Here is an 18,960-nt window from a genome sequence, read left to right on the forward strand (position 1 = left end):
GGAGTTGGTTCCCGTGCGCCCTTTCCTGTGGTTGTTTCGCTGGATGATCTGGATGACCGCGGTGATCACCTTCGCCGTCATGCATCCTTCGTTGGATACGGCGGCGGTCTGCGCCGTGGCGGCCGCGGCGTTCTGCGGCACCAGCGCCGTGCTGGCCAGCCGTTCGCCGCATCCAGCGTGGCCACGGATCCGCGGCCGCACGGTATGGGTGGAGGGCGTGGTGTCCTGGGGGCTGGCGGCGTGGTTCTCGGCGCACGCGGAGCCGGATGTCCGCCTGCTCATCATCCTCTGGACGCCACCGGGCACCGCCGCGGCGCTGGCACTGCGCGAACGCGTGCAGTGGGCATTGGACGGGGCGGCCTCCCTGGGCGTCGTGACGGCCGTCATGTGGGCCGCACGGGTCGTCTCCCTGCCCGTCCTGACCGCGGTCTGGACGTACCTGCCGTATGTCGTGGCGTCGGGCCTGGTGGTGGCTTGCGAGCACCTGTGGCGGACGCTGTGCCGCGAACGCACATGGCACCGGGCGGCGTTGGAGGAGATCCAGCGCCGGACCGAGCAGGTGTCCCGGTACAACGAGCAGGTGAACGAATACGCCGAGCGGGTCCATCGGCTCGCCGTGGCGGAGGAGAGGAACCGGATTGCCGGGGTGATCCACGATACGGTCGCCCACCGATTGACCGCCCTGTTCGTCCAACTGCAGGCCGCGCGGCGCGTCCTGGCGCAGGGGGACAGCGCCGCGGCCGTGGGGAATCTGGAAGTGTGTGAGGTGCTCGCCCAGGAATCCCTCGCCGATGTCCGCCGCTCTGTCCACGCCCTGCGCAGTCAGGTGGCCGGCGAGGGCGTGGAGGCGCTGCGGCGCTTGGCGATCCAGTACGGCGGCCTGACCGGGATGGAGGTGCGCTTCGACGCAGGAGGGGTGGACTCCCTGCCGACGTATTGCCTCGGGGTGCTTTACCGGGCCCTTCAGGAGGGGTTGACGAACGCCCACCGCCATGGCCGCGCCACCATCGTCACCGTCCGCCTGCGCATGGCGGACGGTATGGTGACGCTGGAGGTGTCGGATAACGGGCGCGGCGCCAACGGGGCGCTGGCCGGTTTCGGGCTGGGCACCATGTGCGAGCGGGTACAGCGGCTGGGCGGGGACGTCCATGCGGACACCCGGCCCGGACAGGGATTTCACCTGCGGGTGCGTGTTCCGGTGTTGGAGGGGATGGGGGCATGATTCGCGTGATGATTGTCGATGACCAGCGCCTGATGCGCGACGGGTTGCGCACGCTGTTGCAGTTGGAGCCGGACATGGAGGTGGTGGGCGAGGCCTGCGACGGCGAGGAGGCCGTCCGCCTGGCGGAGCGGCAGGAGGCCGACGTGGTCCTGCTCGACATCCGCATGCCGCGTTGTGACGGGATCTCCGCGCTCCGTCAGCTCCGCCGGCTCCGCCCGAATCTGCGCGTGTTGATGCTCACCACCTATGACGACCGGGCCGACATTGTGGACGCGCTGAGAGCGGGAGCGAATGGCTATCTGGTGAAGGATATGCGCGCCGAGGAGATCGCCGAAGCCATCCGCACGGTGATGGAGGGCGGAGCGGTTCTTCCGCCGCGGGTGGCGAGCGAATTTCTCGCCGCGGTGCACACGGAGGGGATGCACGCCGAGTCCACCGTGCCTGACACGGGGGGCGGGGCGACCATGCCTCCCTTGCCGGGGGAGGAAGCGTTGACCGACCGCGAGCGGGAGGTGTTGCACCGTCTGGCGCAGGGCTTGTCGAACCGCGAGATTGCCCGCGAACTGTTTGTGAGCGAGGGGACCGTGAAGAATCACGTGAGCAGCGTGATCACCAAGCTGGGCCTGCGCGACCGCACGCAGGCGGCCGTGTACGCGGTCCGGCGGGGCTTTGGCGTGAGCGGGTCAGGCGCGGACGCGTGAGGCAGGGGACGCTGCCGGTGGGATGACAAAGGTCATGGATGTGGGAAGAAGATCGCCCCTTCAGGGGGCTCTTTTTATGCCGTTTGGCACTGTCGGCACGGTGCCGGCCCCTGATACGATGAGGGCGCGCACGGACACGGAATGGAGGAATGGGCGTGTTGGAGGTCAGGGATTTGCGCAAGACATACGGGTCTCACGTGGCGGTGGACGGCGTCAGCTTCACCGTCTCGCCCGGGGACGCCTTCGGGCTGCTCGGACCCAATGGGGCCGGGAAATCGACGACCATCGCCATGGTTTCCGGCCTCATACAGCCGGACAGCGGGGAGGTGTTGCTGCAGGGGCACAGCCTGCGCGCGCATCCCCGGTTTGTCAAGCAACGACTGGGGCTGGTCCCCCAGCACATCGCCCTCCACGAGCGATTGACCGCCGAGGAAAACCTGCGCTACTGGGGCCAGGTGTACGGCGTTCACGGGGCCAGACTGAGGGACAACGTGGAGTGGTGCCTGCGGGTGGCGGGCCTGACGGACCATCGGAAGCAGCGGGTGGAGCGGTTTTCCGGCGGGATGAAACGGAGGCTGAACATCGCCGTCGGCCTGATCCATCGCCCGGAGGTGTTGATCATGGACGAGCCGACGGTGGGCATCGACGCCCAGTCACGCAACCACATCCTGGACACCGTTCGGGAGTTGAACCGCGACGGCATGACCGTTATTTACACCAGCCACTACATGCAGGAAGTGGAGTACCTGTGCAACCGTCTCGCCATCCTGGATCACGGGCGGATGATTGCATACGGGGCATTGGACGACGTCCGGCTGTTGGCGGGCGGCCTGTCAACCGTCCGCATGGACCTCGACGGCGATCCGGCGCCCGCCTTGGACGCGCTGCAGCAGGCGCTCCCGGCGGAACGCGTGGAAGCGGGAGAGGGCCGAATCTCGTTCCACGTGCGCGACCCGGGGCCGGCCGTCGGGAAGGCGGTGTTGGCGTTGTCCCAATACGGGATTGCGCCGCTGCGGATTGACATCGAGCGCCCGAATCTGGAGGCCGCCTTCCTGCAATTGACAGGCCGGAGACTGCGCGACGGGGGGGACGCCTGATGCGCGTGGTGTGGGCAATGGTGTGGGCACAGCTGTTGGATCTGCTGCGGGATCGCAAGGCGCTGCTGCTGATCCTGGCCATGCCTCTGGTGTTGACGGCCATCCTGGGCTTTGCGTTGAACGGCCTGTTCGCCGGAAAACCGCTGCCCGTGGTGCGGGTGGTGGTCCATGACGCCGACGGCGGCGCGTATGCCCAGCAACTGACCGCTTTCCTGAAGGGTCAATCGCTGTTCCGCGTCTCGGAGGCGGCGAGTGCGGAATCCGCCCGCCAAGCTCTGGCGTCCGGGCAGGCGGACGTGGCGTTGGAAATCCCGCACGGGGCCTCCGGCGTGATCGATCACGGAGGATCGGCTCAGGTGAACGTGGAGGCGCCGGTCCAGCAGGCGTTCCGCCAAGGGCTGGTGCAGCAATACGTCGATGGCTTCGGCAGCCGGTGGTCGGCGGTCAGTACCGCCATCCGCGACGGCCTGCCGCCCGCGTCCGCTGCGGCCGGTGAGCCGCTGCAGATCCGGGAGGCGGCTTCAGGCACGCGGCCGTTGAATGCGAAGACGTATTACGCGTACGCGATGATGGCGATGTTCCTGTTGCTGCATGCGGTCCAGCGTGCGGGCGTTCTGGTTCGCATCCGGCAATCGGACCAATTCAAACGGATTGCCGCCGGGCCGGTTTCCACTTCCGCCGTCGCGGTGGGAGATCTCATCTCCACCCTGTTCGTGCTCGCCGCCCAGTGCCTCGTCCTGTTCGCGGCGTATCGATGGATCCTGGGGGCAGACACCGGTCCGCCGTTGCAGATGGGGGTGTTGACCGGTTCGTACCTCTTTGCGCTCGCCGGCCTGTCGCTGGTCATCGGGCGCTGGGTGCGGTCCGAGGCGGTGGTGGACGGGCTCGCGGGCATCGGCGTCAACGTGATGGCCGTGCTGGGAGGCAGCATGTACCCGGTCTACGGATTTCCGGACTGGGTGCAGCGCCTGGCGCAGTTCCTGCCGAACGGCCGCATCCTCAAGGCCTGGTTGGACTCGGCCATGGGCGTGTCGTGGCATGAGGTGTGGGTGGCGGCGGTGTACCTGCTTGCCGTGGCGCTGGTCTGCCTGCTGGCGGCTGCCGTGCGGCGGCCGGCGGTGGCGTGAAAGGGGGGACAACCGTGGCGGTTTGGAGCATCTTCAAAGGATTTTGGACGGGCACGGTGCGCAACCGCGCGAACCTGGTGTACATGCTGGTGATGCCGGTGGTGTTCCTGTTGGTCTTCGGCATCCTGCCGCGCATCGGAGGCCAGACGCTGCCGGTGGCGGTGGTGGACGACGATCACACGGTGGTCGCGAGAGCGTACATCGCCGCGCTGCGCCAGACGGACGGCGTTCACGTCGAGGAGGTGGCGGACGACGCCATCGGTGATACCCTTCGGTCGTTCCGGGCGGCCTGCATCGTCACCTTCCCGCACGGTTTTCAGGACGCGGTGCTGAGGGGGCAGACGCCTCAGGTCATCTGGGTGAATTCGCCGAACGCCAGTGCCGATGCCCAGGTCCGCATCCAGCGGCTGCAGGAGCGCATGCAGGAATGGACGCTGTTGGGGGAGGCGGGCGTCCAGCAGGCCACGGCCGGGCATGCGGACGTATCCGGGACCAGCGGCGGGGACCGGCGGGCAGAGGCGTTCGCGGCCGGGATGCAGGAGGCGCTGCACCTGACCCCGGCGTTCGCCAGCCGCGCCGTGAGCACGTCGGCAGACGACCGGGCGTCGGCGAGCCTGCCGCAGGAACAGCAGGCGGTCATCGGGGTCGCCCTCATGTTCATCATCTTCACGGTGTTCGGCAGTACGGGCACGGTGCTGCTGCATCGCAACAGCGGCGTATGGGACCGGCTGCTCGCCAGCCCTGCCCCGCCCTGGCAGGTCCTCGCCGGCTACGGTTTGGCGTTCTTTTCGGTGGGCTGGGTGCAGTTCGCCATCCTGTGCCTGGCTGGCGCGGCGTTCGGCAGCCCCGTCCCGCTCAATCCGCCGGCGATTGCGGTGGTCACGGCGTACGTCTTGGCCATCTGCGGCATCGCCCTGTGCATCGCGGGCCTGGTCAAGAACGTGGAGCAGCACATGAGCATCGGCACGTTCGTGGCCGTGACCACCAGCATGGTGGGCGGTGCGTACTGGCCGCTGGACATCGAACCGGAATGGATGCAGCGGCTGGCCTGGTTCGTCCCGCAGGGATGGGCGATGAACGGGTTCAAGGCGGCCGTCCTCGGCTGGGGCGCGACGCCGGACACCTGGCTCTCCCTGGGCGTGTTGGCCGTTCTCGCCGTCGTGTTCTTCACGGTCGGCATGGTGCAGTTGCGGTACTCGTGAGCAGCAAAGGCCCGCCGCAGGGTGCGGCGGGCCTTCCGTATCTCCCGGAGCAGGCGGTATTGCGCGCGGCAAGCGGTCCAGAAACCACCCGCCTGCGCTTTCGCCCTGAACCACAGGGCGTCTCGCGATGGCTTACGCGATGGTGATCTCCTTGCACAGATACACGTCCTGAATCGCGTTCAGCAGTTGGATGCCTTCTTCCATCGGGCGCTGGAACGCCTTGCGGCCGGAGATGAGGCCCATGCCGCCGGCGCGCTTGTTGATCACGGCGGTGCGCACGGCCTCGGCGAAGTCGTTCTGTCCGGACGGGCCACCGGAGCTGATGAGGCCGATTTTGCCCATGTAACAGTTGGCCACCTGGTAGCGGGTGAGGTCGATGGGGTGATCCGAGGTCAGCTGGGTGTAGATGCGTTCGTCCGTCTTCCCGTAGCTGCTGCCCTCCAGATTGAGCGCCTTGTAACCGCCGTTGGTCTCCGGTAGCTTCTGCTTGATGATGTCCGCCTCGATGGTGACGCCCAGGTGGTTGGCTTGGCCGGTGAGATCGGCCGCGGTGTGGTAATCGACGCCGCCCTGTTTGAAGCGGGAGTTGCGCAAGTAGCACCACAGCACCGTGAACATGCCGAGCTCGTGGGCCTCCTGGAACGCCTCACTGACCTCCTGCAGTTGGCGCGTGGACTCCTCCGACCCGAAGTAGATGGTCGCGCCGATCCCGGCCGCGCCGAGCTCCCACGCCTGACGCACGCTGCCGAACATCACCTGGTCGTACTTGTTCGGATACGTGAGCAGTTCGTTGTGGTTGATCTTGACGATGAACGGGATCTTGTGGGCGTACTTGCGGGACGTCAGCGCGAGCACGCCAAAGGTGGACGCGACCGCGTTGCAGCCGCCCTCGATGGCCAGCTTGACGATGTTCTCGGGATCGAAGTAGGCCGGATTTTTGGCGAAAGACGCGCCCGCCGAGTGCTCGATGCCCTGGTCGACCGGCAGGATGGAGACGTAGCCGGTGCCAGCGAGGCGGCCGGTGTTGAAGAGCTGCTGAAGGTTGCGCAGGACCTGGTTGTTGCGGTCCGAGCGGGTGAACACCTCGTCCACCGTGGCGGGCGACGGGACCGTGAGGGCCTCCTTGGGGATGGTCTTGCATTCGTGGCGCAACAGGGCGTCCGATTCGTCTCCCAGGTAGCGGACGATGTCGTCCATGGAAAGCATGCCTGTCACCTCTCTGAATCCAAATCACCCCGCGCAGGAGGGCGCCCTCGGGCCGCATCCGCGGGGGGGACCGCTCCGACGGGCCAGCCTGCGCACGGGTGTGCAGGACGTGCTGAAACCCGTCATTAATGTAACAGATCCCGGCCCCGAATGGAAAAACGATTTGCGGTATAATGGGCGTGCAACGGAAGGTGAGGGATGGACATGTATCACCGCACGCAGACGCGCCCGGTGCGCGTCGGCAACCTCACCATCGGCGGAAGCAACAAGGTCATCATCCAGAGTATGACCACCACCAAGACCGCCGATGTGCAGGCGACCGTGGCGGAAATCCACCGTCTGGAAGAGGCTGGCTGTGAACTGGTGCGCGTGACCGTCAACAATCTGGAGGCTGCGGAAGCCATCAAGGAGATCAAGAGGCAGATTCATATCCCGCTGGTCGCGGACATTCATTTCGATCACCGGCTGGCGTTGAAGGCAATCGAGAACGGGATCGACAAGGTGCGCATCAACCCGGGCAACATCGGGAAGCGCGATCGCGTCGAAGCCGTGGTGAAGGCGTGCAAGGAGCGGGGGATCCCCATCCGCATCGGGGTCAACGCCGGGTCCCTGGAGCGGCACATCCTGGAGAAGTACGGGTATCCGACGGCGCAAGGGATGCTGGAGAGCGCCTTGCACCACATCCGGATCCTGGAGGAACTCGATTTCCACGACATCATCGTGTCGATGAAGGCGTCCGACGTGCCTCTGGCCATTGAGGCGTACCGCCTGGCGGCGGAGTCGTTCAACTACCCGCTGCACCTAGGCATCACCGAGTCGGGGACGCTGTACAGCGGCACCATCAAGAGCGCGGCCGGCCTGGGGACCCTGTTGTCGATGGGCATCGGCAACACCATCCGGGTGTCGCTGAGCGCCGATCCGGTGGAAGAAGTCAAGGTGGCGCGCGAGCTGTTGAAGACCTTCCATCTGATCTCGAATGCTCCGACCCTGGTATCGTGCCCGACCTGCGGGCGCATCGACATCGATCTCATCGCCATCGCCAACGAGGTGGAGGCGTATCTCCAGAACATCAAGGCGCCCATCAAAGTGTCGGTGCTCGGCTGCGCGGTCAACGGCCCGGGCGAGGCGCGGGAGGCGGACATCGGGATCGCCGGTGCGCGCGGCGAGGGGCTTCTGTTCCGCAAGGGCAAGGTGGTGCGGAAGATCCCGGAGGCGGAATTGGTCAGCGAGCTGAAGAAGGAGATTGACCGTATGGCGAAGCGGTATCAGGAAACGGGATCGATTGACGAATAACCGTCCGGGCGTCGAGGCCGTCCGATGCGGGGCGCGCGGGGCAGACCGGGTTGGAAATGGAGTCGATGCATGGATGACGGCACGGGTGTTGTCGGTACAGACGGGCCAGCCGCGGGAGGTGCTCACCCAGGCGGACGACGGCCGCGGTTTGGCGTGGACGTCGGCGATTTGGAAGACGCCGGTGTCCGGCAGGGTGTGGCTGGGCGAGGAGCATCTGGATGGAGACGCCCAGGCGGATCTGGTGCACCACGGCGGGCCGCACCGGGCGGTGCTGTGGTACGGCGCCGGGCATTACCCGCAGTGGCGGGCGGAGCTGGGATTGGCGGAGCTGGATTGCGGCTGGTTCGGGGAGAACCTGACGGTGACGGACCTGGACGAGGCGACGGTCTGCATCGGCGACGTGTACCGCATCGGTGGCCCCGATGGGGCGGTGGTGCAGGTGTCGCAACCGAGATCGCCGTGCTGGAAGCTGGCCCGGCGCGTCGGCGTCCCCGACCTGGTGGCGCGGGTGGAGTCGACGTTTCGATCCGGTTGGTACGCGCGCGTCCTGCAGCCCGGTTGGGTCGCCGCCGGGGACGCGGTGGAGCGGTTGGAGCGCCCGTGTCCGGAGTGGACCATCCACCGCGCCCACGAGGTGCATCTGGGGCTGCGCGTCCTGAAGCGGCGGCGCGGGGACGTGACGGAGAGCGCGGATGTGGACGTGAACGCCCTTTTGGCCGCCGCCAAAGCGCTGGCGGCGTGCCCATACCTGTCCCCGGATTGGCAGCGGATGCTGTCAAGTGCGGGCGCGTGAGGGGGCTCCGGACCGGACGCTCCGGGTGCCGATTGCGCTCACCGCACCTGGACGACCTGCCCGCCGGTCATCCGCACCAACTCGTCCGGCGTGAGCGGGAACACGGCTTTCGGGTGCCCCGCGGCGGCCCAGAGGGTGTCGAGGGAAAGCAGGTTTTGATCGATGAAGGTGGTCAGCGGCTGGGCGTGCCCGATGGGCGGCACGCCGCCGATGACGAATCCCGTCGCGGCGCGCACGAAGGCCGCATCCGGCTTTTCCACCGGTTCTCCGCACAGCGACGCGATCCGCTCCTCATCCACGCGCCCGGCGCCGCTGGCGATGACGAGCACGGGCCGGCCGCTGTGCACGGTGCGAAACACGAGCGACTTGGCGATCTGCGCCACGCTGCACCCGACGGCGTCGGCGGCCTCCTGGGCGGTGCGGGTGCTGTCCGGCAGCTCGATCACCGAATTCGTGAACCCCTTTTGGCGCAGCGCGTCCTGCACGCGTTGGGCGCTCTCCTTCAGCGGCATCTGAGTTCCCTCCAAAACCATTGAAGATTCGGCCTTCTTCGACGATCCATCCCCGGATTCCTTCTTCACGGATTTCCCCCATCTTCTCTCCTTTTTTCACGCCATCTTTTTCACGCCATCCCGCAATCGTCCGGGGGCGTGGGCGGGCGCAATCGTTTCGAGCCAAATTCAAGGTTGACCGGATATACCTGTAGCAAGAGTGTTCGAAGAGAGGGGATTCGTATGGATCTGGATCCGAAGCGCGACCCGCAGGGGCCGGCCGTCCAGGGAATATCGTCCCGGGACGCCGCGCGGGCGGAGAAAGCGATGAAACAGGGGCGTCAACGCGCGCGTCAGGCGAGATGGCTGTCGGTGTTCTCATGGGGGACGGTGGCGGCCTCGGTGGCCGGATTTTTCACTCTGTGGTACACGGTCAGCGGATCGCCCGTGTCGGCGGCGACGGGGATCGGCCAGACGAACGGGACCGGGAGCGGCATGGCGGCGCAGGGCTCGGGATCGCAGGGTGCGAGCGGATCGACGAGATCCGGCTCGATGGCCTCCGGGGCGTACGGGGGCGGTGACGCGGGCTTCGGCGGAGCCATCGGGGGCAGGCGACATCATCGCGACTTAGGCTCCGGCTTGGACGGTGGCGCGTCGGGCGGCGGGAATGATGGCGGCGTCTACGGCGGCAGCACGTATGGCGGCTCCTTCGGGGGGGCCGGTATCAGCTCTGCGCAATCGCCGGACGTCCGGACGGGTGGCTCGTGATGGGGCTCGTGACGGAACGACGGGATGACCTGGTGCGCACCACCTTCGCCGCGATGGGCACCACGGTGGAGGTGGTGGTGGCCGACGGGGAAGCGGCGGAGCCGGCCCGCGCGAGGCATGTGCCCGGCGACACCGGCGGAGAACGATTGCCGGGCGGCACCGGCGTGGAGCGCCTCTTGGATGAGGCGCGGCGGCTCGTCGCGGATTGGGAGCGCCGGTTGTCCCGCTTCCATCCCGACAGCGACATCAGCCGCATCAACGCCGCGGCGGGGCGATGGGTCCCGGTGCACCCGGGGACGATGGAGGTGTTGCGGCTGGCGGAGGACGCGCGGCGGGCCACGGGGGGCTGGTACCACCCGGGGCTCGGGCGGGCCATGCGTGCGGCGGGGTACGGGGTGTCCTTCTCCGAACTGACTCCGGCTCCCCCGTTGCAACGGTCCGGGCCGACGCCTTGGGGAGAATGGCCGGAACCGGCCCCTCATTCCGGGGACCTCGCGTTGCCCGTGGACAGGACCGCCTATGAATTGGACGAGCGTGCGCTGCGGGTGAAGGTGGTGGAGGGCAGCGAGATCGATCTCGGCGGCATTGCCAAAGGCTGGATTGTGGAACAGGTGGCGTCGTGGCTGCGCGGGATGGGCCTGCGGCAGTTCATCGTCAACGCCGGCGGAGACATGGTCTGCGTGGGCTTGTGCGGCGAACGGCCATGGCGGGTCGGCATCGACGATCCGTTCGGCGGCACGGCACCTGCGCTGACCTTGGATGTCTGGGACCTGGCGTTGGCGACCAGCGGGACGTACAGGCGGCGTTGGCAGGCGGGGGATGGCATCGTTCATCATCTGATGGACCCGCGGACGGGCCGACCGGCACAGACGGATGTGGTCTCGTGCACGGTGTTGCACGAGCGGCTGGTGGTGGCGGAGGTGCTGGCGAAGGTGGCCCTGTTGCTCGGTCGCGACGCGGGGACGGCGTGGCTGGCCGGGCAACCGCAGCGGGGCTGGGTGATGATCGCGGCGGACGGGGAGGTGCGGCACGCGTGGACAGGCCGGAAGAGCGGGTGACCTGGTACCCGTTGGCGGGTGCTGTGCTGTTTTTGTTGGTGGTGATCGCGGCGTCGTACGCCTGGGTGGTCGTGATGTTCCCGCCGGAGAAGGAGAAGAACGAGATTTTCTGGTACATGGCACGCGCGGCGGGGTTCACGGCGTACGAGCTGTTGGCGTTCACGGCCCTGCTCGGGCTGACGTCCAGCGCGGGGGTGTGGGACCGATGGAAGGTCCGCCGTCTCGTGACGCAGTGGCACCAGTTTGCGTCGAGCCTCGTGATTGCCTTTCTCGTCCTGCACCTGTGGGGGCTGCACGAGGACACGACGATTCCGTTTCCGTGGTCCAAGCTGTTGGTGCCCTTCTCGGCGTCGTACCGGCCGCTGTACACGGGCTTCGGCGCGTTGGCCCTGTACGGCTTGGCGGTCCTGTTGGTCACCTCGTATCTGCGCCCGCACATTGGGTCGCGGGTGTGGCGGACCGTGCACTTTTTATCGATCCCGGTCTTCGTCCTGGTCACGCTCCACGGCCTGCTCTCGGGCACGGACGCGGCATCGGTGTGGGCGGCGTGGATGTACGTGGTCCCGGCGGCATTGTTCGTGGGCGTGCTGGTGCCGCGGCTCCTGCGGCGGGCGTGAATCTGTCACAATAAGGAGCATCCGCCTCGAACGTAAGTGCGAATCTGTCGTTGTCACCGTGCCGGGTGGGTAGTATAAGAATGATTCTGCCACTATGCCGTCGCCGTGAACATGAACCGGCCACGACGTGGCGTCCGCGCCGCGACCATAAGGACGAATCTGCCGTGGTGAGGATCCGTACTGCGACCATAAGGACGAGTCTGCCACGGGCGGTTCGGCGGCGGGCCCATACGGCCCTCGCGCCGGAGGTTGTCTACTCCCCATGCGCGGGTCGATGCGATCCGCACCCCATTCCGGACTTCCACACTTCTTCAGGTTGACGCCACGTTCTTCCCCGGCTACAATCGAGACATCCTTTAGCATATTAGCAAGCTAAAGCGGGCGGCGGGCGGAAGCGCCGACGGCCGCCTTGGATGGAATCGCGGAGTGATGCCCATGTCGATAGATATGCAGCAGCGCTGGGCGGACCGGCCGCTCGGCATGCGCGACGTGTATCCGCAGCAGGCCAGGCGGCGGCGGCAACTGGAGTCGAAGCTGCTGCGGGTCTTTGAGCAAAACGGATTCGAGATGGTCTCCTGCGGGCTGTTGGAGTATGTGGACACCCTGTTGCGCGGACGCGCATCGAGCGAGGCGGAGGACTGGCTGCGCATGGTCGACGCCACCGGACGGACGGTGGTGCTGCGGCCGGAGATGACGCCGTCCATCGCCCGGATGGCCGCGCCGCTGCTCGCGGCGGGGACGAAGGAGATCCGCTGGTCGTACGCCGAACGGGTGTACCGGCGCACGAACGATCCCGCGTCACTCTCCTGGGCCAGTGGCAAGGCGGCCGAGTCGACGCAGGTGGGCGTGGAGTGGATCGGGCGCGCGGGCGCCGAGGCGGATGCCGACGTGATGGCCCTCTGCCAGGCGGCGCTGGGGGCGCTGGAGCTGGACGGCTGGCAGATGGTCGCGAGCCACGCCGCCTTCGCGCCTGCGTTCCTGGAGGCGCACGGCATCGCGCCGGAGACCGCCGAATCGCTGACGCTGTGCCTCGCGCGCGGGGATTACGTCGGGTTCCGCGGCGTGATGGGCGCCCTGAGCGCAGCCACCGGCGTCGCCGACGACGTGCTGGATCAATTGTCCACGCTGAATCCGCTGGCCGCCGACCTGCCCGAGCCGCTGCAGCACCGCTTTGCGGAGAGCGAGAGCGGTCGGCGGGCGCTCAGCGCGTGGAGGGAGCTGCGCGACCTCGCGGCGGTGCTGCAGCGCCGGGGATTGGCGGACCGGGTGTCGTTCGATCTCACCCTGGTGCGGGACCTGACGTATTACACCGGCATCGTCTTCGAGGTGTTCGCGCCCGGCGCGGGCGCGCCCATCGCCCTCGGCGGCCGGTACGACGATCTCCTGGTGCAGTTCGGCACGCCCGCCCCGGCCATCGGGTTTGCGTTCGAGGCCGAGCGGTTGCTGACCGCGTTGACCGAGGGCGAGTGGCTGCACGAGGCCGACGAGCGGGGCGCAGGCTCCGCCGGCGGTGCGGAATCGTCCGGGCGCGCCCGGACCACCGCGTCAGGAGAGGAGGCATCCCCATGGTGACCATCGCTCTGGCCAAAGGGCGCACGGCGGACGACGTGGTGCCCATGTGGCGGCGTGCGGGACTGCCCGCCCCGGCCGATCTCGACGACAGCCGCGCCCTCGTCTTCGAGGTTGAGGCTCCGGTCCACGGGCCGCTGCGCTTCCTCCTCGCCAAACCGGCCGACGTGCCCACGTACGTGTCGTTCGGCGTGGCCGACATCGGAGTCGTCGGCAAGGACGTGCTGCTCGAGAGCGGGCGCGAGGTGTATGAACTGTTGGATCTGCAGGCCGCGCGCTGCCAGCTGTGCGTGGCCGGGCGGCCGGAGGAGCGGGATCGGCGGCCGCGGCGCGTGGCGACCAAGTATCCGCGGCTGGCCGATCAGTACTTCCGCAGCCTCGGCGTCGCCGCGGAGACGATTCCGCTCAGCGGATCCATTGAGTTGGCGGCCGTCATCGGGCTGGCGGATCGCATCTTTGACCTCGTCCAGACCGGCGCGACCCTGGCCGCCAACGGGTTGGTGGTCTTCGACGAGGTGTTGGACGTGTCGGCGCGGCTCATCGCGAACCGGTCCAGCTACCGGACGAAGCGGCAGGCCATCCAGTGGGTGACGGATCAATTGGCGCAGGCGCTGACGCGGGAGGCGGTGGAGTCATGAAGCTGGCGAGGGTTGAGGCGGGATCGTTCGATTGGCGGCGGAATGCCTCGGCGGACGACGAGGCGGTGCGCCGCGTCGCGGAGATGGTGGCGCAGGTGCGCCGGGAAGGCGACCGGGCACTTCGGCGGTACACGGAGGAATTCGACGACCCGGGCCTGGCGGGACGCGCGTGGACGCTTGGGGTCGATCCGGCCGATCTCGAACGGGCCTGGGCGACCCTGGATGCGCCGCTGCAGCGGGCGCTGGAGAGAGCGGCGGATCGCATCCGGCGCTTTCACGAGCGCCAGCGGCCGGAGGACGTGCAGGCGGCGGGATCGGACGGCGAACGGATGGGCATGACCTGGCGGCCGTTGCGGCGGGCCGGGGTCTATGCGCCGGGCGGCCGGGCGGCGTATCCGTCGACGGTGCTGATGAACGTGATTCCGGCGCAGGTGGCGGGCGTCGACGAGGTGGTGTTGGTCTCGCCCCCGCAGCGCGGGACGGGGTTGCCGCACCCCTTGGTGATGGCGGCGGCGCACCTGCTCGGCGTGCGGGAGGTGTACCGCGTCGGCGGCGCGCAGGCCATCGCCGCCCTGGCGTACGGGACGGAGAGCGTGGCGCGCGTGGACAAGATCGCGGGGCCGGGCAACCTGTACGTGGCCCTCGCGAAGCGCCTGGTGATGGGGGACGTCGGGATCGACAGCGTCGCCGGGCCGAGCGAGGTGTTCATCGTCACCGACGAGACGGCCGATGCGCGCTTCGTGGCGGCGGACCTGCTCGCACAGGCGGAGCACGATCCGGAGGCGGGCGCGGTCCTGGTCACGGTGGACGCGGGGCTGGCGGACGCCGTGGAGCGGGAGCTGGAGCGGCAGTTGGCGGACTTGCCGCGGCGGGAGATCGCCCGGGCCGCGCTCGAACGCTGGGGCGCGGTGGTGGTGGCCCCGACGCTGGAGGAGGCCATCGAGGTGGTGAACCGCAGCGCCCCGGAGCACGTGGAGCTGTTGGTGCGGGAGCCGGATCGATGGCTGCCGCGGGTGCGGGCGGCGGGGGCGGTGTTCCTCGGCGCGCACACGCCGGAGCCGGTGGGGGACTACTACGCCGGCCCGAACCACGTGCTGCCGACGCACGGGACGGCGCGCTTCGCGTCCGGCCTCGGGGTGCTCGATTTCATGCGGCGGATGACGTGGGTGGCGTACACGCCGGAGGCCCTCGAACGGCATCGGGCGGACATCGTCGCCCTCGCGGAAGCGGAGGGGCTTGCCGCACACGCGCGCGCGGTGACCATCCGCGCGGAAGGAGGGAGCCGGGATGGCGGATCGGAATGACGGGCCGGCGGAGGGCCTTCGCGCGGGCGGGGCGGGCGCCCCGGAGGCGGGCCCGCGCTGGCAGGCGGCGGTGGAGCGGCGCACGGGCGAGACGGACGTGCGCCTGAGCCTGAACCTGCGTGGCAGCGGCCAGGCCAAGCTGGAGTTTCCGGTACCGTTCCTGCGCCACATGCTGCACCTGTTCGCGGTGCACGGGCGGTTCGATCTGACGGTGCAGGCGGACGGCGACGTGGATGTGGATGATCACCACCTGGTGGAGGACATCGGCCTGTGCCTGGGGAAGGCCTTGCACCAGGCACTCGGAGACAAGCGGGGGATCCGCCGCTATGGCGAGCGGCACACGCCGATGGACGAGACGCTGGCGCGGGCGGTGATTGACCTCTCCGGCCGCCCGGCGTTCGTGCTCCAGGCCGACATCCCGGCCGAGCGGGTGGGGACGTTCCCGACCGAGCTGGTGCGGGAGTTCTTCAAGTCGTTCGCCAACGAGGGCCGCTTCGCCCTGCACCTGGCGGTGCTCTACGGCGAGGACAGCCACCACATGATTGAGGCGCTGTTCAAGGCGACGGCGGCCGCGCTGCGCGAGGCGGTCGCCCTCGACGGGGACGCGGTGCCGAGCAGCAAGGGGGTGCTGGAATGATTGCGGTGTTGGACCTCGGCATCGGCAACCTGTCGAGCGTGCGCAGCGGCTTTCTGCGGGCGGGCGAGGAGACGACCGTGATTGCCCGGGGCGAAGCGTGGGAGGAGCTGCTGGCGGCGCGGGACGACGTGACGGGCGTGGTGCTGCCGGGCGTGGGCGCGTTTGGCGACGCGATGTTTCAACTGCGCGCGTCGGGCCTCTTGAACGTGGTGCGCGGCGCGGTCCGCGAGGGCCGGCCGCTGCTCGGCATCTGCCTCGGCATGCAGCTGTTGTTTTCGCTCAGCGAGGAGCATGGATCGCACGTGGGGCTCGGGGTGTTCCCGGGCAAGGTGGTGCGTTTCCCGAACGACGTCAAGGTGCCGCACATGGGCTGGAACGACCTCACGGTGGTCAAAGACCACCCGCTGCTCGCAGGGGTGCGCAAGGGGGATTACGTGTACTTCGTCCACTCCTTCCACGCCGTGGTACAGGACGAGCAGCACCTGCTGGCGGCCGCCCAGTACGGGCGCACCCTGGTGCCGGCGGTGGTGGCGAAGGGGTCCGTGTGCGGGACGCAGTTTCACCCGGAGAAGAGCGGCCCCGTGGGCGAGAAGATCCTGCGCAACTTCGTCGCCATCTGCCGGGCGTGGACGGCGCCGAAAGGGGAGAAGGCCCATGTTTGACCTGTTTCCCGCCATCGACATCCTGGGCGGGGCGTGCGTGCGCCTGACGCGCGGCGATTACGAGGCGAAGACGGAGTACGGCCGCGATCCGGCGGCGATGGCGTCGCGCTGGATGGACGCGGGGGCGCGCTGGCTGCACGTGGTCGATCTCGACGGCGCCAAAGCGGGCCGCCCGGTCAACGTGGATGCGGTGCGCCAGGTGGTGCGGGCCGCCTCGGCGCGCGGGGTGCGCGTCCAGGTGGGCGGCGGCATCCGCACGCACGACGCCATCGCGCAGTGGCTTGAGGCCGGTGTGGCGCGTTGCGTGATCGGCACCGCGGCGCTGGATCGGGACTGGATGGACGCGGCGGTGGCGCGCTTCGGGGCGGACGCCTTGGTGGCGGGCCTCGACGGGCGCGGGGGCAAGATGGCGGTGCGCGGTTGGCTGGAGCAGACGGACGTGCCGCTGGTCGAGGTGGCGCGCGGCCTCTTTGAGGCGGGCGTGCGCCACGCGCTGGTGACCGACGTGAATCGGGACGGCACGCTGCAGGGGGCCAACCTGGACCTCGCCGTCTCGGTGCAGGCGGAGGGCCTCGGGGCCATCGCGTCGGGCGGCATCCGCAGCCTGGAGGACGTCCTCGCGGCGCGCCGGGCGGGCCTGGCGGGCGTCATCGCCGGCCGCTCGCTGTACGACGGGACGCTCGATTTGGCGGCGGCGTTCGCAGCCCTGCGGGAGGAGGAGACGGCATGCTGACCAAGCGCATCATCCCCTGCTTTGACGTGCTCGACGGGCGTGTCGTCAAGCACGTCGGTTTTTTGGAGAACCGCCGCGACGCGGGCGATCCGGTGGCGCTCGCGGAGCGCTACTGCGCGGACGGCGCGGACGAGCTGGTCCTGCTCGACATCTCCGCGTCGGAGGAGGGGCGCCTGGCCACCCACCGCGTGGTGGCACAGGTGGCGGAGAAGGTCAACATCCCGCTCACGGTGGGCGGCGGGGTGTCGACGGTCGATGACGTCCGCGCCCTGCTGTTGGCCGGCGCCGACAAGGTGTCGATGAACACCGGTGCCGTCCGCAATCCGCAGTTGATCCGCGAGGCGGCGCACCGCTTCGGCGAGCAGTGCGTGGTGGTGGCCATCGACGCCAAGCTCAACGAGACGATGGGCCAATATGAGGTGATGGTGAAGGGCGGCAAGGTCGGCACCGGCATGGACGTCATCACCTGGGCGAAGCGTGCGGCCGATTTCGGCGCGGGCGAGATCCTCCTGACCAGCTTCCGCCAGGACGGCACCCGCGAGGGATTCGACATCACGCTGACGCGCCTGGTGGCCGAGGCGGTGAACATTCCGGTCATCGCCAGCGGCGGCGCGGGCAAGAAGGAGCATTTCTACAAAGTGCTGACCGAGGGCAAGGCGGATGCGGCCCTGGCGGCGAGCGTCTTCCACTTCGCGGAGACGTCCGTCGGCCAGGTGAAGGCCTTCCTGCGCCAAAAGGGGGTGCCGGTGCGGTGGACGGGCACGGGGACGCCCGCGTGACGCGGGGGAAGGACGTGGTGGCGCCGGCGGGATCGGAAGCGGTGGCGCCGGAGAAGGAGGCGGTGGTGCCGGCGGGATCGGAGACTGTGTTGGCGGCGGGATCGGCGGCGTCGACGGCGGGCGGTGCCGCCACGGCCGGCGAGGAAGCGGTGTGGCTGGAGGCCGTGCGCTACGACAAGGACACCGGCTTGGTGCCGGTGGTGGTCCAGGACGCCCGCAGCGGCCAGGTCTTGATGCTGGCGTACGCCAACCGGGAGGCCCTCAAGCGCACCTTCGGCACGGGGCAGGCGTGGTTCTGGAGCCGGTCGCGCCAGTCCTTCTGGCGCAAGGGTGCCACCAGCGGAAACGTGCAGCGGGTGGTGGAGGTGCGGATCGACTGCGACGGCGACGCGGTCCTGTACCGAGTGGAGCCGGCGGGTCCGGCCTGCCACACGGGGGCAGCGTCGTGCTTCTACCGGGTGTTGCAGCACAAGGAGAGCGTCCTCGGCGCTGGTCCGAACGGCGGCGGTGCGGGCGCGGCCGGTGTGGGCGACGCCGGAGCTGTGCCAGGGCCGGCAGGTGCGGCGGGCACGGATCCGGTGAAGGACAGCAACACGAGCGCTGAACCGGCCGCGGTTGAGGATGCCGGCGGGCAGGTGTTGGAGCGGTTGTGGCGCGTGATCGAACAGCGGTGGACGGAACGGCCGCAGGGATCGTACACCACGTACCTGTTCGAGCGGGGCGTGGACAAGGTGGCGAAGAAGGTCGGCGAGGAGAGCGCGGAGGTCGTGATTGCGGCGAAGAACGCGGTGGAGTCGGCCGCTGGCCGCGCGGAGCTGGTCGAGGAGAGTGCGGATCTGCTGTACCACCTGTTGGCGCTGTGGAAGGTGGCAGGGATCCGGCCGCAGGACGTGTTCCATGCTTTGCAGAAGCGAGAAAAATGAGTTCTTGCGTCGCGCTGCCCGTCGCCTTCGGCACGTGCGCGGCGCCACGCTGCGTTGGTGAGCGAGCTGCATGGAAATTGCCGTCCGAATCGGAGTTGTGAGGAATATATTGAAAATACGAGAGAAATAGCCTTACAAGG

Annotated in this window: 20 protein-coding genes; 18 read left to right on the forward strand and 2 right to left on the reverse strand. The window is 68.6% G+C overall.

Going from position 1 to position 18,960, the window contains the following annotated elements; translation table 11 throughout:
• Positions 1-13 precede the first annotated feature (13 nt).
• From BM357_RS00800 to BM357_RS00820, 5 genes are all read left to right on the forward strand, one after another.
• The gene (locus BM357_RS00800) at positions 14-1,222 is read left to right on the forward strand and encodes a sensor histidine kinase (RefSeq protein WP_074948635.1); all 1,209 of its coding nucleotides are present in this window, start codon (positions 14-16) and stop codon (positions 1,220-1,222) included.
• Entirely contained in the window at positions 1,219-1,923 is a 705-nt protein-coding gene (locus BM357_RS00805; RefSeq protein WP_074948637.1) for a response regulator, read from the forward strand. The genes BM357_RS00800 and BM357_RS00805 overlap by 4 nt, the downstream gene beginning before the upstream one ends.
• Before the next feature lie 155 nt (positions 1,924-2,078).
• Positions 2,079-3,020, forward strand: coding sequence for an ABC transporter ATP-binding protein (locus BM357_RS00810; RefSeq protein WP_083430049.1), 942 nt, complete (start codon positions 2,079-2,081; stop codon positions 3,018-3,020).
• Complete coding sequence (locus BM357_RS00815) at positions 3,020-4,147, forward strand: ABC transporter permease (RefSeq protein WP_074948641.1); 1,128 nt, start codon at positions 3,020-3,022, stop codon at positions 4,145-4,147. Before BM357_RS00810 ends, BM357_RS00815 begins: the two co-directional genes overlap by 1 nt.
• A gap of 14 nt (positions 4,148-4,161) precedes the next feature.
• Positions 4,162-5,349: an ABC transporter permease gene (locus BM357_RS00820; RefSeq protein WP_074948643.1), complete on the forward strand. Its 1,188-nt coding sequence runs from the start codon at positions 4,162-4,164 to the stop codon at positions 5,347-5,349.
• A 132-nt stretch (positions 5,350-5,481) separates the two neighbouring features.
• Here the strand turns inward: BM357_RS00820 and BM357_RS00825 are convergent, their stop codons facing one another.
• Positions 5,482-6,555: a class I fructose-bisphosphate aldolase gene (locus tag BM357_RS00825; protein ID WP_074948645.1), complete on the reverse strand. Its 1,074-nt coding sequence runs from the start codon at positions 6,553-6,555 to the stop codon at positions 5,482-5,484.
• 204 nt (positions 6,556-6,759) lie between these two features.
• Here BM357_RS00825 and ispG point away from each other — a divergent pair, with 204 nt between their 5' ends.
• Positions 6,760-7,848, forward strand: coding sequence for a flavodoxin-dependent (E)-4-hydroxy-3-methylbut-2-enyl-diphosphate synthase (ispG, locus tag BM357_RS00830; RefSeq protein ID WP_074949218.1), 1,089 nt, complete (start codon positions 6,760-6,762; stop codon positions 7,846-7,848).
• 73 nt (positions 7,849-7,921) lie between these two features.
• Positions 7,922-8,641, forward strand: a complete 720-nt coding sequence (locus tag BM357_RS00835; RefSeq protein ID WP_074948647.1) for an MOSC domain-containing protein — start codon at positions 7,922-7,924, stop codon at positions 8,639-8,641.
• Between the two features lie 38 nt (positions 8,642-8,679).
• On the opposite strand, the gene BM357_RS00840 is transcribed toward BM357_RS00835, so the two are convergent.
• Entirely contained in the window at positions 8,680-9,153 is a 474-nt protein-coding gene (locus BM357_RS00840) for a YbaK/EbsC family protein (RefSeq protein WP_074948649.1), read from the reverse strand.
• Positions 9,154-9,375: 222 nt separating this feature from the next.
• On the opposite strand from BM357_RS00840, the gene BM357_RS00845 reads away from it, so the two are divergent.
• The 11 genes from BM357_RS00845 to hisI all read left to right on the forward strand — a co-directional run bounded on the left by BM357_RS00845 (position 9,376) and on the right by hisI (position 18,820).
• A complete protein-coding gene (locus BM357_RS00845) occupies positions 9,376-9,900 on the forward strand; it encodes a hypothetical protein (protein WP_074948651.1) in 525 nt (174 codons plus the stop codon).
• Complete coding sequence (locus tag BM357_RS00850; RefSeq protein ID WP_074948653.1) at positions 9,900-10,958, forward strand: FAD:protein FMN transferase; 1,059 nt, start codon at positions 9,900-9,902, stop codon at positions 10,956-10,958. The genes BM357_RS00845 and BM357_RS00850 overlap by 1 nt, the downstream gene beginning before the upstream one ends.
• Positions 10,934-11,575: a ferric reductase-like transmembrane domain-containing protein gene (locus tag BM357_RS00855; protein WP_139234494.1), complete on the forward strand. Its 642-nt coding sequence runs from the start codon at positions 10,934-10,936 to the stop codon at positions 11,573-11,575. Before BM357_RS00850 ends, BM357_RS00855 begins: the two co-directional genes overlap by 25 nt.
• A gap of 435 nt (positions 11,576-12,010) precedes the next feature.
• On the forward strand, positions 12,011-13,147 hold the full coding sequence (locus tag BM357_RS00860) for an ATP phosphoribosyltransferase regulatory subunit (protein WP_245783783.1): 1,137 nt from the start codon (positions 12,011-12,013) through the stop codon (positions 13,145-13,147).
• Positions 13,141-13,782 carry an ATP phosphoribosyltransferase gene (hisG, locus tag BM357_RS00865; protein ID WP_074948657.1) on the forward strand — a complete coding sequence of 214 codons (642 nt, stop codon included), beginning with the start codon at positions 13,141-13,143 and terminating at the stop codon, positions 13,780-13,782. The genes BM357_RS00860 and hisG overlap by 7 nt, the downstream gene beginning before the upstream one ends.
• Positions 13,779-15,086: a histidinol dehydrogenase gene (gene hisD / locus BM357_RS00870; RefSeq protein ID WP_074948659.1), complete on the forward strand. Its 1,308-nt coding sequence runs from the start codon at positions 13,779-13,781 to the stop codon at positions 15,084-15,086. The genes hisG and hisD overlap by 4 nt, the downstream gene beginning before the upstream one ends.
• Entirely contained in the window at positions 15,070-15,723 is a 654-nt protein-coding gene (gene hisB / locus BM357_RS00875; protein WP_083430050.1) for an imidazoleglycerol-phosphate dehydratase HisB, read from the forward strand. The genes hisD and hisB overlap by 17 nt, the downstream gene beginning before the upstream one ends.
• Positions 15,720-16,385 (forward strand): imidazole glycerol phosphate synthase subunit HisH, encoded by a 666-nt coding sequence (gene hisH, locus BM357_RS00880; protein WP_074948661.1) that lies wholly within the window; start codon positions 15,720-15,722, stop codon positions 16,383-16,385. The genes hisB and hisH overlap by 4 nt, the downstream gene beginning before the upstream one ends.
• A complete protein-coding gene (gene hisA, locus BM357_RS00885; protein WP_074948663.1) occupies positions 16,378-17,118 on the forward strand; it encodes a 1-(5-phosphoribosyl)-5-[(5-phosphoribosylamino)methylideneamino]imidazole-4-carboxamide isomerase in 741 nt (246 codons plus the stop codon). The genes hisH and hisA overlap by 8 nt, the downstream gene beginning before the upstream one ends.
• A complete protein-coding gene (gene hisF, locus BM357_RS00890) occupies positions 17,112-17,897 on the forward strand; it encodes an imidazole glycerol phosphate synthase subunit HisF (RefSeq protein WP_074948665.1) in 786 nt (261 codons plus the stop codon). The genes hisA and hisF overlap by 7 nt, the downstream gene beginning before the upstream one ends.
• A 155-nt stretch (positions 17,898-18,052) precedes the next feature.
• A complete protein-coding gene (gene hisI, locus BM357_RS00895) occupies positions 18,053-18,820 on the forward strand; it encodes a phosphoribosyl-AMP cyclohydrolase (RefSeq protein WP_281245549.1) in 768 nt (255 codons plus the stop codon).
• Positions 18,821-18,960 lie beyond the last annotated feature (140 nt).

Source organism: Paenalicyclobacillus macrosporangiidus (assembly GCF_900116805.1).
Classification (GTDB): Bacteria; Bacillota; Bacilli; order Alicyclobacillales; family Alicyclobacillaceae; genus Alicyclobacillus_H; species Alicyclobacillus_H macrosporangiidus.